The 15,973-nt window shown below is 46.2% G+C and carries 13 protein-coding genes and 1 tRNA gene; 7 read left to right on the forward strand and 7 right to left on the reverse strand.

Annotated features, from left to right (window positions below; genetic code table 11):
* The first annotated feature begins 25 nt into the window (after positions 1-25).
* Both ASG24_RS11860 and ASG24_RS11865 read left to right on the forward strand, forming a co-directional pair.
* A complete protein-coding gene (locus ASG24_RS11860; RefSeq protein WP_235562410.1) occupies positions 26-1,057 on the forward strand; it encodes a hypothetical protein in 1,032 nt (343 codons plus the stop codon).
* A gap of 358 nt (positions 1,058-1,415) precedes the next feature.
* Complete coding sequence (locus ASG24_RS11865) at positions 1,416-4,058, forward strand: TonB-dependent receptor (protein WP_235562411.1); 2,643 nt, start codon at positions 1,416-1,418, stop codon at positions 4,056-4,058.
* 164 nt (positions 4,059-4,222) lie between these two features.
* Here ASG24_RS11865 and ASG24_RS11870 read toward each other — a convergent pair whose 3' ends face one another.
* From ASG24_RS11870 to ASG24_RS11880, 3 genes are all read right to left on the reverse strand, one after another.
* Complete coding sequence (locus ASG24_RS11870; protein ID WP_055871693.1) at positions 4,223-5,011, reverse strand: hypothetical protein; 789 nt, start codon at positions 5,009-5,011, stop codon at positions 4,223-4,225.
* 282 nt (positions 5,012-5,293) lie between these two features.
* Entirely contained in the window at positions 5,294-5,758 is a 465-nt protein-coding gene (locus ASG24_RS11875) for a hypothetical protein (protein WP_055871696.1), read from the reverse strand.
* 12 nt (positions 5,759-5,770) lie between these two features.
* Complete coding sequence (locus ASG24_RS11880) at positions 5,771-6,217, reverse strand: hypothetical protein (RefSeq protein WP_055871699.1); 447 nt, start codon at positions 6,215-6,217, stop codon at positions 5,771-5,773.
* A 418-nt stretch (positions 6,218-6,635) separates the two neighbouring features.
* Between ASG24_RS11880 and ASG24_RS11885 the strand changes: the two genes are divergently transcribed.
* Together ASG24_RS11885 and ASG24_RS11890 are read left to right on the forward strand one after the other, a co-directional pair.
* A complete protein-coding gene (locus tag ASG24_RS11885; RefSeq protein WP_235562412.1) occupies positions 6,636-7,445 on the forward strand; it encodes a MipA/OmpV family protein in 810 nt (269 codons plus the stop codon).
* A 53-nt stretch (positions 7,446-7,498) separates the two neighbouring features.
* Positions 7,499-7,978 carry a nuclear transport factor 2 family protein gene (locus ASG24_RS11890; RefSeq protein WP_055831204.1) on the forward strand — a complete coding sequence of 160 codons (480 nt, stop codon included), beginning with the start codon at positions 7,499-7,501 and terminating at the stop codon, positions 7,976-7,978.
* 76 nt (positions 7,979-8,054) lie between these two features.
* On the opposite strand, the gene ASG24_RS11895 is transcribed toward ASG24_RS11890, so the two are convergent.
* The 4 genes from ASG24_RS11895 to ASG24_RS11910 form a co-directional block, all read right to left on the reverse strand.
* Positions 8,055-8,582: an SRPBCC family protein gene (locus ASG24_RS11895; RefSeq protein ID WP_055831205.1), complete on the reverse strand. Its 528-nt coding sequence runs from the start codon at positions 8,580-8,582 to the stop codon at positions 8,055-8,057.
* A gap of 50 nt (positions 8,583-8,632) precedes the next feature.
* The gene (locus tag ASG24_RS11900; protein ID WP_055831206.1) at positions 8,633-8,968 is read right to left on the reverse strand and encodes a multidrug efflux SMR transporter; all 336 of its coding nucleotides are present in this window, start codon (positions 8,966-8,968) and stop codon (positions 8,633-8,635) included.
* Between the two features lie 102 nt (positions 8,969-9,070).
* Positions 9,071-10,225, reverse strand: coding sequence for a DNA polymerase IV (gene dinB / locus ASG24_RS11905; protein ID WP_055871702.1), 1,155 nt, complete (start codon positions 10,223-10,225; stop codon positions 9,071-9,073).
* Positions 10,226-10,552: 327 nt separating this feature from the next.
* Positions 10,553-10,637, reverse strand: a tRNA-Leu gene (locus tag ASG24_RS11910).
* Between the two features lie 35 nt (positions 10,638-10,672).
* Between ASG24_RS11910 and rnr the strand changes: the two genes are divergently transcribed.
* The 3 genes from rnr (at position 10,673) to ASG24_RS11925 (ending at position 15,818) form a co-directional block, all read left to right on the forward strand.
* Positions 10,673-13,135, forward strand: a complete 2,463-nt coding sequence (gene rnr, locus ASG24_RS11915) for a ribonuclease R (RefSeq protein ID WP_055871705.1) — start codon at positions 10,673-10,675, stop codon at positions 13,133-13,135.
* 134 nt (positions 13,136-13,269) lie between these two features.
* Positions 13,270-14,031, forward strand: coding sequence for a 23S rRNA (guanosine(2251)-2'-O)-methyltransferase RlmB (gene rlmB, locus ASG24_RS11920; protein ID WP_055871709.1), 762 nt, complete (start codon positions 13,270-13,272; stop codon positions 14,029-14,031).
* A gap of 11 nt (positions 14,032-14,042) precedes the next feature.
* Positions 14,043-15,818 carry an ABC transporter ATP-binding protein gene (locus ASG24_RS11925; RefSeq protein ID WP_055871712.1) on the forward strand — a complete coding sequence of 592 codons (1,776 nt, stop codon included), beginning with the start codon at positions 14,043-14,045 and terminating at the stop codon, positions 15,816-15,818.
* The last annotated feature ends 155 nt before the right edge of the window (positions 15,819-15,973 follow it).

The following is a 15,973-nucleotide window of genomic DNA, read 5'->3' on the forward strand; positions in this document are numbered from 1 at the left end:
CTCAGTTAAAACAAATGAATGGTCAATGAATCATATGATGAAACATGGTATTAAGCGCTTTTCAGGGTACTCCAGTATTTTCCTTGCTTTGTGCGCAATGGCAGCGTCAGAGTCATTGCTGGCTGCCGATGAAGCTAAGAGCAAGGCTCAGCCAGTAGCTGCAACACCGGTTGTCACGCCACCTGGTCAGACCAGGATTGCACGTGAAACTTCATTTCCTAAACTGGTCTCAGGAAAATGGAGTGGTCCACGGTTGCCGGATGGCCAACCTGACATTAGTGGCTTGTGGTCGAACACGATTGGTAATCACAGCAATCTGGAAGACCCGCAAGCAGGGGTGATTTACGAAGCCAGAAAAAAACCACTGGGGCCACGTGAAGAGCGGGCACCAAGCCGAATCAGCGATCCTCAGGATGGCAAATTTCCTTTCCAGCCATGGGCCAAGGAAAAGGTGGAACAGTTCAGGATAGGCTTTCATAACCCCACCAACCCAGGACATGTAGAGCCAAACGCACGATGCGCACCTGGCGGCGTGCCAAAATCTTTTTACTGGCATGGTTATGATATTTTGCAATATCCTGGGTATGTATTGTTTGTATTTGATAACGGCAGCCGCATTATTCATCTCGACAACAAGGCGCATTTGCCCTCGAAATTAAAGCTTTGGAACGGGGACTCCAGGGGCCACTGGGAAGGCAATACTTTAGTAGTCGACGTTAGTAACCATAATGGCAAAGCCTTATTCGGGCGTTCTGGCGAATTCGTCAGTGAAAATGCCACGATCAAAGAAAAGTATATTTTTTCAAATGATGGCAAACGCTTTAACTACGAAGGCACGTTTGATGATCCCACCGTTTATACCCGGCCTTTCACCATTACTATCCCAGCTATTAAATATACCGATGCAGAGGATTCCGATGGCTGGAATCTGGAAGCCCGCTGGGCAAAAACTAAAACCAGCGCCAAGTATTTGGAACATGATGAACGTATATGCTTTGAAAACAATGGTGGCTTCGGTTTAGGTGCAACAGACACGCCACAGGTATTAGTTAAATAACAAATATTTCCAAGTTCATCGACTGATAAAGCCCGGTTAAAACTGGGCTTTTTTTTATGGTATTTGTAGCTTTATTCGATATAAGGGAAATGAATAAATGATCTTAATCTTAGTAAAATTTTATACATAACTCAGGGTGAAAAAAGCTGTTTCCACAGCAACAATCGCTAAAGATTATGTTGGGTGAGATGCAGTATTTTTAAATTTACAAAGATATTATTTTATTAAAATAAAAAATAAATTTCAATAAAATCAAGCAGATAAAAGATTATATAACATCATTCTTTTGTATGGTACGCATCTTGCGATAAGGCATGCGTGACAAAGTTTTAAAACTTACTATAAAAGGGATGATGTAATGCAAGACATTAATACAGGGACACACGCCAGACCCAAGATTATTGCCAAACTGCTTTCCACAATGGTGTTTGGAAAACACCATTCGACAGCAGTTTTCCGCGGCACCGCATTTACTGTATTGGCTGGACTTTCACTGGTAGGTTCGCTGGATGCATACGCGGCTGAGAAAGACTCGAAAGAGATCAGAGATAAAATCATTCAGCTCGAACAAGCGCTTGAAGATGCCAAAAGAGAATTGAAAGATCAGACTGGTGAAGAGTCTGCAAGCTCCGCAGAAGCTACTGCTAAAACGGAAACTGCCAAAAAAGCTGAACCTGAAGATCAAAATTTGCTGGGTTCTGTTGTGGTGACTTCACGTAATCGTGCAGAAATTGCGCAGGATGTCCCGATCCCGGAGACGATTATCAGCGGTAAACAAATTGACCGCGATCGTATATTTACCATTGATGACTTGACCCGGGTTACCCCAGGCTTGACTGCCACAACACCAAATGCACGTCGTTCGGGTATTTCGATTCGTGGTATCGGTAAGACAACAGGTAATGAAAATGCCGAATCCGCTGTCGGCATTGTAGTGGATGATATTTATTTGAGCCAGGTCGGTATGTCGTTCCAGAATTTTACAGACCTTGACCGAGTCGAAGTGCTGCGCGGGCCACAAGGTACATTGAAAGGTAAAAACACAACTTTAGGCTTGATTAATTATGTGAGCCGTGCCCCCAGTTTTACTCAACAGGGATGGCTGGAGCTTGAGGCTGGAGGCCGCTTAAGTGACGATGCGTCACCAGCTGGCCAAAAAGCGCGTGGTTCCTACAGTAATGCCATTATTGATGATGTTTTGGCATGGCGTGGTTCCTTTTTTGTAGATAAACAAGATGGTGACCGTGAAAACGTGTTTACTGAAGGTGGCCGTTACCATGAGAAGAATCGTCTGGGCGGCAGATTACAATTCCTGATTACTCCCACTGAAAATATTACTGCCAAGATCAACCTAGATTCAGCGGTTGCAAATGAGCGTAGCAACACTAAAGCAAAAATCGTGGATTCGCTAGTCAATGTCTCTACCAATCATACCGCACGTTTATCACGCTCATGGTTTGATGGTGGCAATTACCGTCCTATTATTGGTAAAGACAATATTGATAAAGTCGAAATAAATGCTGCTCAACCACTGCAGACATATAACCGAGGCATTTCTGCGACGGTCGACTGGAATTTGGGCCCTGTCACATTAACTTCTATCACCGGTAGCCGAAAATACCATTTTGATGCAAGAAACGATAACGAGGAAACCAAATTTGATATTGCACGTGGGGGAACTTTGGTCGATGCAAGACAGTTTTCACAAGAGTTTCGTCTGACATCTGAGCCAGGCGGCTTGTTGGATTATCAGACTGGTTTTTACTATCTCAACGCAGCGGCTGACACCACTTCGCGTAATTTATATGGTGAGGATGCAGGTGCATTTTATGTTGCCACTGATGCAGAGTTTAATGTACTCAATGGTACTGCTGCCGGACGGGAGCTGTTAAGAAACTCTCTAAACAATGTCTATGCAACCAATCGCCAATTATCCAAAACGGATAGCAAGGCTTTGTTTGGCCAAATTAACTGGCACTTAACTGACCAAGTAGATTTAACAACGGGTTTACGTTTCACACACGAGCAACGCAGTAACAGTATAACCAAAAATAATATAATGTATGATGGTTCGGCGTTGACACCATTGATAGGCGCAACTGCACCTATCAATGAGATACGTAGAAGCGTACTCGGTAACACTTATGGTTATAGAGATGGCGAACTTACTGAAAACTCTATCTCCTGGTTACTGAGCCCAAGCTACAAATATAATGAAAATGTAATGTTTTATGCCTCTGCAGCCGGCGGTGAAAAGTCTGGGGTTGTTAATTTTCGAACGAATAATGGTACACGTCTGGATGCAAAACCGGAAAAATCTTTAGATTTCGAAGTTGGTTTTAAGAGTGTGCTGTTTGATAGACGTTTGTTGCTGAATGTTAATTTGTACAATACTGTGGTCAAAGATTACCAGGCTAATACGAGTACTTTTGTAGGTGTGCAGCAAGGTGTCCCTACTGGCTATCGCTCTGACTTTGGTAATATTCCTGAAATTACTGCACGTGGTATTGAATTGGATGGTGCATTTAGTGCGACATCTAACCTGGTATTTAACTTTGGTGCCGCCTATAACCATGCAGTCTATACCGATTGGGAAGAAGCGACTTGCCCGCAAGAGAACTCTGCTCCAATTTGCGACAATACCGGTAAACAGATTGTCGGGGCTCCTCGATTAACAGGTATTATTGGTGCGGATTATCGGCTGCCATTACCTGGAGGCTTTACTGGTCATGCCTTCTTCAGCACAGTATTCCGTTCTAAGCAGAATCTAGAACAACAATTGTCTGAGTACGGTGAGGTTAGTGGTTATTCAGTTACAGATGGTGGAATCGGTATCATTACCAATACCAAAAACAAGTTTGAAGTTAACCTAGTAGCTAAGAACTTGTTTGATAAACGTTATACCACTAGCGTGAATAATTATTCCAATCAATATCCTGTGGGTTGGGATGGCTTAGGAACATTCCGCTATATTGGTTTGGTACTGAAAGGTACGTTGTAAGATCTAGTTTGATAAGAATAAAAAATCGCCCATAAAAGGCGATTTTTTATTTTACTTAATAAGGATTTAATGAGCGTATTAAAGCTGGTTGCGAGGCTAGAGAGATGATTTTATATATTTATTCATAATTCAGATTCGACACAAACATTTAAATTAAAAGATCATTAAGAAGCACTAATACCCAGCGCATTTAATCTGTTCAATTCTGTCGTATTTTCTGAAGTATGGCACTCTAAAATTTCCACATCTTTATCTTTAAAAGTCAATTTCTCGACTGTATTGATATTGCTGGCAAACTTGCTATTGAGTTCGCCGCATTTGTGGCTTCTTTTATTGACAAAGCTGAGATACTCTTTTTTTCTAGACTCCAAAATTGAGGCAGGGGCTGAGCTATCATTGATTAGCTTTGTGAAAGCACTGCGCAGCCTCAATTCAGAAACGCTCCAGATATTAAACACCAGCATGTTTTTTTGAGGCTCTTTTAGAGTTGGTTGTTCTGCCTCATGATTAGCTGCAGTCTCTGTGTTTGCTTCGGTATGCTGGACTTGGTTACCCGCCGCTGATTCAGGTTGCTGAGTGCGAGTCACAATCACTGTAGCGTTTGTTTCGTTTTTCTTACGTTTTTTTTGCGAGGGTTTTGACTCGGGTAAAGGAGCCTCAGGCTGTTCTTCTGCAGGGGTATCTACTTTTGGCGTTTCAATAGCGGCAATTTCAGGTGTAGTCACCGTTTGGACACGCATATCCTGCGTAGAGAGTAGCGTGCTTCCATCTTCCTGCGCAATCAAGCCAAATATGATCACTCCAATCACGCCGATGAGAAAAATATTTAGTTTGCCAATTTCTACCAGGCCTTTTTCACAATGAAAAGGTTTTAAGGAGGCGTTATTTCCTTTTACAAACTTTTTATGATCAACCTTGATATGAGATTTTTCAGGGTGAAACGTGTTGCTCATTCATTTGTTCCAATGTATCTTCGTTCAATGTCGCCACAATGCCTTAAAAGTCTTCAAGACTCAAGGTTTTTGCACTTGATTACCAGTCAAATGCTGCGTGGTTACCTGATTGAATTAATCGATAGGTAAACAACTTTTGGTCTTTTATTGTAAATGCTTTAGTAAGATATTGATGCCTGGAATAAGATTGGAAATAGGCTTCAAACTATGTATCTGTGATAAACCTGAAATGCACATACATTAGAGGGCCTTTTTTAAATAATAAAGGCGATTGACGCAATTTTATTTTGAGATTGAAAGTTCTACACCGCTTGCTTCAGCAAGGTGGATGATGGAGATATGCTCTCTCTCAAACGCGCTGAGCAGTTCTTTCAGGGTAGCATTGGAGAGAGCTTCATCAATATTTAAAGACAGGAATTGCAGGTCTGCCAAGACACCGAGCACAACCAGGGAGTGTCGTTCTTTGAAGTTAATGCGGTCTATAAATATGGCCTGGATATTTTTTACGGAATTGCAAGCTCGGCCAACTGCTGAAAGCAGGTCCCAGCCCACTTCACGGATAGCAAAATCATAATTGGCGCCATCGGCGATGGCTTCAACTTCAGCACGGTCAGTAAATAAATAATCAACGCTACGATATTTGCTGGAAAAGGCTACATGGGGTGCTTTAATTGTTTCGGCTGCTAATAACAAATCAGCAGTTAAAAAACTGCTGATGATTAGTAAACTTGAAATTAGCTTTCGCATTTGAAATTTTGATTATGCTGCGGCTATTAAGGTTTGTGTTTGTTTATCATTCAAGCTGGCGAAAACGTGATTACCTTTAACCGAAAGTTTAGGTTGCTGCTCTTTTGGCTCAGTATTGGACTGTTGTGAATCAGGTGAAATGGTGTGTGAATCTTCACGTAAGATGGCATCAATATAAAAGCTTTTGTTCTTGTTACTCTTTTTAACTTTGTAAAAGTTTCCAGCTTTGGCGGTTTGCATTTCAACTGGCAATACAGCTACGTTACGAATTCCAGCAGTACTATCAGTAAAGTTAGACGCTGTTTGTTGCGTTCCTGGGTTGATGGATGCACCAATAGATATGATGGTAACGATAGAGCCGATTGACATAATCACTACTGCGGCAGCTACAGCGCCAGCGGTAATTGCAGCTAGTGAAATCGCGCTTGTAGCGCTGTTTGTACCTGAAGATTGTGACATTGTGTGTCCTCCCTCTAATTTCTAATTTGGTTTAATGCATTTATTTCAATGAAGGCTCAATAATGCTGATTAATCAAATTAGGCTCCATACATCTTTGGCTGAATCTCGTGTAGGAATATTCGTACAAAAACCTACATTTACTACAGAAGATAAAACCTTGTTTTTTATTGAATTTACAATCACTTAGCTAATGTTTTAACTAGAAAGAGGGCGCGCAAATAAAAGTTCCGGATCATACTGATTGTGAGATGTAAGCTCTGTTTTTGAGCTTAATTTAACGATGGGTTTATGAGGTTGAAATACACGGATGTTTAAGCAACTTCTTTACAGATATGGCGTCTGTGGTTAATGTAATTTACAGAATCCAGTTTAATATCAGTTGGATATCAATTAAAGCCTTAGAATCGGAGAAGAAGTTTGAATAAGCCAGGCAAAAAAGCATTAGCACCATTCAATCACGCACTCGGGCTTGTCAGCATGTTGTTAGTGAGTCCCGGAGTAATGGCAGAAACCAATATTGACAGACAAACCGAAACCGCCATGCCGCGACAGAAAAACATGTATGGCCTGGGCGTTGGAGTGATTCCAAAAACTTCGGGCTCCAAAGACCAGCGCATGCTGATCCTGCCTGTCATCAACGCCAACTATGGCGAGCGCTTTTATATCAATGGTTTGCAGGCAGGCGTCTGGTTATTGGAGTCGGATGACAAACGTATCCGTATGGGTTTGTCTGCCGATGCCAGGTTTGGCTGGGATGCCGATGACAGCAGCCGTACCAAAGGCATGAACGACCGTGATTTTTCTGTAGATGTCGGCCCAGTACTGCGCTGGCAGACTGATTATGGCACCATTAATGCACAATGGGGATTCGATGCCGGTGGTGCCAGCAACGGCCAGAATGTGCAGCTACAATTTATCCGGAGTGTTTACCGGTCTGAACGGTTCCGCGTGAATGGCCTGGTTGGCGTGCAGTGGAATAACCGAAAATTTAATGATTATTACTTTGGCGTCAATGCCGATGAAGTTCGTGCCGATCGCCCAGCCTATCAGGCTAAGGCGGGCACGCAGTTGCAACTTGGCGTTAATGGGATTTATAGTGTGACTGCTGATCAGGCGGTGTTTTTCGGGCTGATTGCCAATCGCCTTGGCAACCAGCAGGCCGATAGCCCGATCGTCGAAACTCGTTTTCAGCCGTTGGGGTATGTAGGTTATTCAATAGGCTTCTAAAGCGTTATAGTTTTATAAATGACAAGAATTGCTAATCCACTCAGGAGATTGAAATGAGCTCAACCCCATCTATTCGCCCACCTGTTCCGCCGTTCACACGCGAAACAGCCATTGAAAAGGTGCGGCTGGCTGAAGATGGCTGGAATTCAAGGGACGCAGCCAAAGTTGCCATGGCATATTCTTTGGATACGCAATGGAGAAACCGGGCAGAATTTGTGAAGGGCCGCGACCAGGCACAGGCGTTTCTTGAGCGTAAATGGAACAAAGAGCTGGAGTACCGCCTGATCAAGGAGTTATGGGCTTTTACTGAAAACCGCATTGCGGTTCGCTACGCCTATGAGTCGAAAGATGACTCGGGAAACTGGTTTCGTTCTTACGGTAATGAAAACTGGGAGTTCGGGCCGGACGGACTGATGATCAATCGTTTTTCATCTATCAATGATTTACCGATTAAAGAGAGTGAACGGTTATTCCGCTGGCCTCTGGGTCGACGTCCGGATGACCATCCTGGCTTGAGTGAGTTAGGTCTTTAAGCAAACTAGAGATTTAAAAAACCGGCAAAAACTAATTTGCCGGTTTTGTTTTATAAAAAGTAAATACCAACCATCATTACCTGCCTTCAGATATTTTCTTCAAATTATCAAGGCCAGATCTATAAACCACAGTCATGGTTTTAATCGCATCATCATCGGTCTGGTTAGCGACTGGCTTATCCGAAAGGTCTTTGCGTTTAAAGTCACCACTCCAGGACACTTTGGATTTTGTTGCAGAGATGGCTTTCACACTAATGGTTGAGCGGTAATTACTGACTGGCAACACGCCATCCAGGATTTTATAGCTAAAAGTTTTTTGCGCCGGGCTGAAGGTCAGCAACTCTTCTTTTACCTGGCTATTGTCTTGTAATGTCAGCAAGCGGATGGCGCCAGGAAGGTTAGGCGTACCACTTAAAATATGCGTGGTCTTGATGGCTGGGTGCCACAAGCCCAAGTCGCCAAAGTTGCTGACATTTGCCCAGACTGTATCTGCGTTTGCATTAATTTCCACTGACTCATCCAGTTTCAATGTCTCTGCTGCTGCATGGCTAGCAGCCGGAATAAAGCCCGCCATCAATACCAACGATGTGAATAAAGCCCTCATTCATTTCTCCTTTTAAATTATTCTGATTTATTGAGTGATAAATTGATTATCTATCCATGAGAGACTGTTTTAGAGAATAAATTCATAATAAGTACACCAGCCAGGATAAAACCAATGCCGACGATGGCTGCAGTATCAAGTTTTTGCCCATAAAATACCCAGCCAACAATGGCCAGCAGCACAATGCCCAGACCTGCCCATATTGCGTAAGTGATGCCGATTGGAATGACTTTGAGCGTCAGTGACAGGAAGTAAAACGATAGCCCATAGCCAATGACCACCGCCATTGAAGGTAATAGTCTGGTAAAGCCTTCGCTGGCTTTCAGGCTTGATGTGGCCGTAATTTCGGAAATGATTGCGATTGCTAGATAAAGCCAGTACTTCATAGGGGTTCTCCGGAAAAGCTTGTATGAATGGGGCGTGCTTAAGTCAAATGTTAGATAGTGGTTGCGTGGGTAAAGACAAGCTCAGATAAAGCAAATATCCCATCAATCAAAATTAAACGTATATTGCTCTGAGGCTTTACTTGCCTGGGTCTCAGGCCGTTCAAGGCCGCTGGCTTTCACGCCCAGCAGGCGTATCGTGCGGTTAAGATCTATGCGCTTTAAACATTTGCCCGCAGCCCGGCGTATCGATTGTGCGTCTGCGATCGGTTTGGGTAGCGTCAGGTCACGGGTGACTGTTTTAAAGTCATCAAAACGCAGCTTGAGACCTATTTTGCGGCAGACATAACCTTTGCGCTTCAGGTCATCCGCGACGCGCTCACACAAAAGGGTAAAGCTTGCGCTCAAGGTTTGCTTGTCGCGCACTGCATGCAGGTTTTGTTCAAAGGTTGTTTCGCGGCTCATGGAAACCGGCTCGCTCTCGGTTACGACCGGCCGGTCATCCAGCCCGCGAGAGACGCGATAAAGCCATTTGCCGTAACTTTGTCCAAAATGTGAGATCAGCCAGGCTTCATGCAGTGTGGCAATCTCGCCAATCGTGTGGATTCCCAGTGACTCAAGCTTGGCGCTGGCTTTAGGGCCTATGCCATTGATTTTGCGTGCCGGCATGGGCCATATACGGGAAGGCAGGTCTTCCATGCTGATAATGGTGATGCCATCCGGTTTTTGGATATCGGAACAAAGTTTGGCTAATAACTTATTGGGCGCAATGCCAACGGAACAAGTGAGGCTGGTGGCCTCCAATACGGCCGCCTTTAGCCTTTTTGCGATAGTCAGGGAATCCTCATCCAGCATGGTGATATCCACATAGACTTCATCAATGCCAATGTCCTGAATGACCGGGCTGATCGACTGTATAGCCTCTTTAAATAGCCGTGAATAGCGACGATATAAATTAAAATTGACAGGCAGGATAATCGCATTTGGCGCCAGTTTGGCAGCACGCATGGTAGGCATGGCAGAATGCAAGCCCAGTGCGCGCGCTTCATAAGTGGCAGTGGTTAATACGCCACGGCCGACATAATCCCGCAGTCGCGAGAAAATATGCGTGCCATCATCATTCAATTTAGGCGTATCAGAAGCGCGTCCGCCTACTACTACCGGCAAACCGCGGAGTTCCGGATATTGTGATAATTCGCAGGAAGCAAAAAATGCGTCCATATCGATATGCGCAATCCGGCGTGAATTTGCATCGCTCATGCTTAGCTGTAAAAAACTGAAATCATTCGAGCGAATTGTAGCGTTTTTAAAACCGGTTTAATGTAGGACTATTGAATTAAAACTAATTCGCGATGAGCAAATATTTCAAAAAATATGAATGAAATAAAAAAACTTTCGAATGACAAAACAGGAGGGATGTTGTCGAATTTCTACCTGTAGTAAAACGGTAGATATTGGAAAGAGTGTTAAACTGACCTTATGTTGTCTCAACACAGTCAGAATAAATTTTATGCGGGTAGTTTTTTTGGGTAGCTTAAAACAAAAAAATCCTAAGTTATTACTAACAAAGGATTGTTTTATTCTTTATGGTGCCCAAGAGAGGACTCGAACCTCCACGTCGTTAAACACTAATACCTGAAACTAGCGCGTCTACCAATTCCGCCACCTGGGCTAAAGAAGCTGTGCATTTTAAAGGAAGAATTAATATTGTCAACAAGAAAAACTAAAACGCCTCTGCGGGCAAATGACCCGCAGGCGCAACGCGAAGCCGAGTTATATCAAACACCGTTACCAAGCCGTGAGCTGGTTTTACAGCTTCTTTCCGATCAGGGTGTTCCCCTCAGTGCAGACCAGATATACCTGTTGCTAGACATCAGCCATGATGAGCGCGATAACTTTAACCGCCGCCTGGGCGCGATGGAGCGTGATGGTCAGTTAATGCGCAATCGTAAAAACGCATTTTGCCTGCCGGACAAGATACATTTAATCGCCGGCACTATTTTCGGCCATACCGATGGTTTTGGTTTTTTAGTGCCGGATGACAAGACCAAGCATCCTGAAGATATTTTCCTGGGCCCGAAAGAAATGACCATGGTTATGCATGGTGATCGCGCTATGGTGAGGCTGGCAGGGCTGGATAGAAGAGGCCGCCCGGAGGGCAAGCTGGTTGAAGTGCTGGAACGAGCCAACAAGACGCTTGTAGGTCGCGTCATTCGCGCACAGGGTGTGACGATTGTGGCAGCAGAAGACAAGCGTATCAGCCAGGATATTCTGATTCCTTACCATCTTGATATGGATGCACAAGTGGGGCAGGTGGTCACCATTGAACTGACTGAATACCCTTCCTCACATTCGCGCCCTATGGGCAAAGTGGTGGAGATTCTGGGTAACTATGCCGATAGCGGTATGGAAATCGAGATTGCCTTACGCAAGCACCATTTGCCGCATCAATTCAATCCGGCAGCCATCAAGCAGGCCGAAGACTTTCCAAGAACGGTCCAGCCCAAGGATTACAAAGGCCGCAAGGATTTACGTGATCTAGCGCTGATTACCATTGATGGTGAAACGGCGCGTGACTTTGACGATGCCGTATTTGCCGAGCCGCAAGGCAAAGGCTGGCGACTGGTGGTGGCGATTGCTGATGTCAGTTTTTACGTGCAGCCTGGCGATGCCCTGGATAAAGAGGCGTTTGACCGCGGTAACTCTGTGTACTTTCCACGCCGCGTGATTCCGATGTTGCCGGAAGCCTTATCGAATGGCTTGTGCTCGCTCAACCCTGAGGTTGAGCGTTTGTGTATGGTCTGTGATATGCAGATTGATGGGCAGGGCGTGGTCAAGCAATACCAGTTCTATCCTTCAGTGATGCTGTCCAAAGCACGCATGACTTATACCAAGGTATCTGCGTTGCTGCACGAGGAAGACCCGGCGCTGACCGCAGAATACCAATGGCTGCTGCCGCATTTGAATAATCTGAATGGCGTGTTCAAGTTAATGCTGACGCAACGTGAAAAACGCGGCGCGGTCGAGTTTGAATCCACCGAGACCATGATGGTGTTTAATGACAATGGCAAGATAGACAAGATTGTGCCTGTGGTACGTAACGACGCGCACAAGCTGATTGAAGAATGCATGCTGGCTGCCAACGTTTGTGCCGCAGATTTCCTGCTCAAAAACGAGCAGACTTGCCTGTACCGTATCCATGAAGGCCCGACGCCGGAGAAACTGGAAGCCCTGCGCCTGTTTATGGGCGAGTTCGGTTTTGGCGTAGGCGGTGGTGAAAAGCCGCAGGCCAAGGATTACGCGAAACTGATGCAGCGCATTAAATCGCGTCTTGATGCGCAATTATTGCAAACCGTGATGCTGCGTTCCATGCAGCAAGCAGTCTACAGCCCGGACAATGTCGGCCATTTCGGCCTGGCTTACGATGCGTATACGCACTTTACTTCACCTATCCGTCGTTATCCGGATTTACTGGTACACCGCGCAATCAAGGCAGTTGTAGAAGGCAAGCGTTACCAGGCCAAAGACTGGCATCAACTCGGCACCCATTGCTCGATGACTGAACGCAGGGCCGATGATGCGACACGTGATGTCACCAACTGGCTGAAATGCTTTTACATGCAGGACAAAGTCGGCGAAGTGTTTGCCGGCACCGTGGCTGGCGTGACCAGTTTCGGCCTGTTTGTAGCGCTGGATGAAGTCTATGTCGAAGGCTTGCTGCATGTGACAGACCTTGGAAACGATTACTTTATCCATGACAAAGCCCGCCATGAAATGGTAGGCGAGCGTACCGGTGTTCGTTATCGCCTTGGCGACCGGCTGACTGTGAAAGTCGTGCGTGTAGACCTGGAAACCGCCCGCATCGACTTTACCCTGGCAGGGAAAGGCGACGCTTCCGATGCGGGCGCAGAAACTGAGACAGTTTCAGAAGCCGGAACATCCAGCCCAAGAAGATCGCAGGTAACAGAGGCTCGGGCCAGACCTGCAAGCCCCTATAACGCTGGTAAAACGGGTAAAGCGACAGGTAATAAAGCGTCATCCAAAGTCAGAACAGCAACAACATCAGCAAGCTCAGGCAAAGAGGGCGCTAGCAAACCACGTACGGCAAAAGAAAAAAACCGTCGCTCGGTGCAAAAAAATAAAGGCAAACCCAAGGCGAAAGCCCGATAATATCGCCTGTGCACATTTCGCAAGGTTGTTTCTTATGCGTGCAACCTTGCGAAATATTCAAACCAGCCCGCGCTTGAACTAATCTGCGCGGCGTTTGGCGTTTGAAATCAGAATTAAATTAATTAGGAGTAACTATGTCAGAAGCCCGCATTCTGTTTGGTTTTCATGCGGTGTTGAGTCGCATGCGTCAGCATGGCAGCAGCATTCAGGAAATTATCATTGATCAAGACCGGGTAGATGCGCGTATGCGCGACCTGCTGGAGATGGCCAAGTCACAGAATATTCGCGTGATCCAGTCCGAGCGTAACCGCCTGGACGGATTTATCGGTGCACATGGCCGCCACCAGGGTGTGATCGCCAGGGTGATTGAAACGCCCATGCCTTATAAGGATATCCACGATATCCTCGAATCAGACCTGGATGAGCCACCTTTCTTTTTAATCCTGGATGGTGTGCAGGATCCGCATAACCTGGGGGCGTGCTTGCGTGTTGCAGATGCCATGGGCGTACATGCGATTATTGCGCCTAAAGACCGTTCAGTCGGCTTAAATGGCACGGTACGTAAAGTCGCCAGTGGCGCCGCTGAAACAGTGCCGTTTATTTCAGTCACCAATCTTGCGCGCACCATGCGTGAACTCAAGGAAGCTGGCGTACATGTAGTAGGCACCACTATGGATGCACCAAGTGAACTGCATAACACCAGATTTGAAGGGCCGATTGCCCTGGTGATGGGGGCTGAAGGCGATGGCTTGCGCCGCCTGACCCAAGAAACCTGCGACTCACTGATTACTATCCCTATGTTTGGCTCAGTGCAAAGTATGAATGTCAGTGTCGCCAGTGGCATTGCTTTGTATGAAATCCGTCGTCAACGCGTTCTGGCCAATCCCCAGAAATAAGCTTCAGATTCATGATTACTTTAACTGGCCTTTGGGAGCAGTTACGCCGGCAGTCTCGGCGTTTGTGGTTGGGCCAGTGGCTGGCATTTTGCGGTGCCGCAGTCGCGGTGCCCATCCCGTTGATGATGCCACTGCTGGTCGATGAAGTCCTGTTAAATCAACCCGGTAAACTTACCCAGACTCTTTCCCAGTGGCTCCCGCCAACATGGATGGGACCCATCGCCACCATTGCTTGCGTGACGATTTTCACCATTTGCTTGCGTCTGGGCAGTGTATTGCTGGGTGTGGCTACCACCCGCATTTTTGTCAGTTTATCCAAGCAGGTCACATTAGGCGTTCGGCAAACGTTGCTCGACAAGTTGTCACGCATACGCATGCAGGTATATGAAAGCCTGGGGGCAGGGCAAATCACCGCGCGCCTGCTGACGGATATTGAAACACTGGATAAATTCCTCGGTGAGACCATCGCCAAAGTGCTGGTTGCCGTATTGAGTGTGATTGGTGTCGCCGTAGTTTTACTATGGATGCACTGGCAACTGGCCTTAATTATTCTGCTGCTTAACCCGTTTGTCATTGCGCTGACCATGGTGCTGGGTAAAAAGGTCAAGCTATGGAAACAACGCGAAAATAATGCGTTTGAAGTGTTGTCGCAATCAGTCAGCGAAACGCTGGAAGTGATGCAACAGCTTCGCGCCAGCAATAGTGATAAACGCTTCCTCGAACAAGCCAAGCAAGCCGCGGAAGCGGTCAGGGAAGCCGCTACCGCTTCCGGCTGGAAATCAGATGCTTTATCCCGCTTGTCCTTTGGCGTATTCCTGTTTGGCTTCGAGATTTTCCGTGCCGTCGCCATGTTGATGGTGGTGTTTTCGGATTTGTCAGTCGGCCAAATGATCGCCGTGTTCGGCTATTTATGGTTCATGATGGGGCCGGTACAGGAGCTGCTCAATGTGCAATTTTCCTACTATGCCGCCAAAGCGGCTCTGAGCAGGATTAACCAGGTACTGGAAGCAGATGAGGAACCGCATTATCCGGCAGCAGTAAAAGGCTTCACTGACCAACAGCCCGCCGCCATTACGCTAAAACAGGTGACTTTTGCCTATGGCGAGGGTGACCCGATACTTGATCAGGTCAGCCTGGATATTGCTCCGGGGGAGCAGGTCGCCCTGGTTGGAGTTTCCGGTGCAGGCAAGTCTACCCTGGTGCAATTGCTACTCGGCTTGTATGCGCCTAACCATGGACAGATTTTATTTAATGGAAAATCGATAGAGCAATTAGGCTATGCCCAGGTTCGTGAGCATGTAGGTGTGGTCCTGCAACATCCCATGTTATTCAATGATAGCGTGCGGCAAAACCTTTCCATGCAACAACCTTATTCTGATGATGAGCTATGGCAGGTACTTGAAGTAGCCCAGTTGGCGCAATTTGTCCGTGATTTGCCAGAGCGGCTGGATTCGCAACTTGGACGTAGTGGCGTGCGCTTGTCAGGTGGACAGCGACAGCGGCTGGCGATTGCGCGCATGATGCTCAAGCAGCCGCAAGTTGTTATCCTCGATGAAGCGACGTCTATGCTGGATACCCACACTGAAGCCATGCTACATGCGGCTATGCATGTGTTCTTGCGTGGCCGTACCACGATTACCATCGCGCATCGTTTGTCCGCCGTGAAAGAAGCTGATCGTGTACTGGTGTTTGATGCTGGCCGTATTATTGAAGAAGGCCAGCATGCAACATTGGTTAACCAGGCGGGTAGTGTTTACCAGCGCTTGTATGGTCAGCAAACAGCCTGATTCATGCAAACAGGCTTGCCCGGATTAAAAGGCCAGGCCTTACTGTCGTTCATTATTACGTTAAGCGAAACAGTGTATTGATTTCCCGCTAGTTTTTCTTAAATTCTTATCCGGTTACATTGAGTCATCCCGAATTTCTTCGGTTATCGACCTCA

The sequence above is a fragment of the Methylophilus sp. Leaf414 genome (genome assembly GCF_001425425.1).
In the GTDB taxonomy this organism is placed as follows: Bacteria; Pseudomonadota; Gammaproteobacteria; order Burkholderiales; family Methylophilaceae; genus Methylophilus.

Excerpts from the sequence above, each read along its gene's own strand:
- ASG24_RS11860 (WP_235562410.1), top strand. The coding sequence starts at position 26 with ATGAATCATATGATGAAACATGGTATTAAGCGCTTTTCAGGGTACTCC.
- ASG24_RS11865 (WP_235562411.1), top strand. The coding sequence starts at position 1,416 with ATGCAAGACATTAATACAGGGACACACGCCAGACCCAAGATTATTGCC.
- ASG24_RS11870 (WP_055871693.1), bottom strand. The coding sequence starts at position 5,011 with ATGAGCAACACGTTTCACCCTGAAAAATCTCATATCAAGGTTGATCAT.
- ASG24_RS11925 (WP_055871712.1), top strand. The coding sequence starts at position 14,043 with ATGATTACTTTAACTGGCCTTTGGGAGCAGTTACGCCGGCAGTCTCGG.
- ASG24_RS11900 (WP_055831206.1), bottom strand. The coding sequence starts at position 8,968 with ATGAAGTACTGGCTTTATCTAGCAATCGCAATCATTTCCGAAATTACG.
- ASG24_RS11880 (WP_055871699.1), bottom strand. The coding sequence starts at position 6,217 with ATGTCACAATCTTCAGGTACAAACAGCGCTACAAGCGCGATTTCACTA.
- ASG24_RS11890 (WP_055831204.1), top strand. The coding sequence starts at position 7,499 with ATGAGCTCAACCCCATCTATTCGCCCACCTGTTCCGCCGTTCACACGC.
- rlmB (WP_055871709.1), top strand. The coding sequence starts at position 13,270 with ATGTCAGAAGCCCGCATTCTGTTTGGTTTTCATGCGGTGTTGAGTCGC.
- ASG24_RS11895 (WP_055831205.1), bottom strand. The coding sequence starts at position 8,582 with ATGAGGGCTTTATTCACATCGTTGGTATTGATGGCGGGCTTTATTCCG.
- dinB (WP_055871702.1), bottom strand. The coding sequence starts at position 10,225 with ATGAGCGATGCAAATTCACGCCGGATTGCGCATATCGATATGGACGCA.
- ASG24_RS11875 (WP_055871696.1), bottom strand. The coding sequence starts at position 5,758 with ATGCGAAAGCTAATTTCAAGTTTACTAATCATCAGCAGTTTTTTAACT.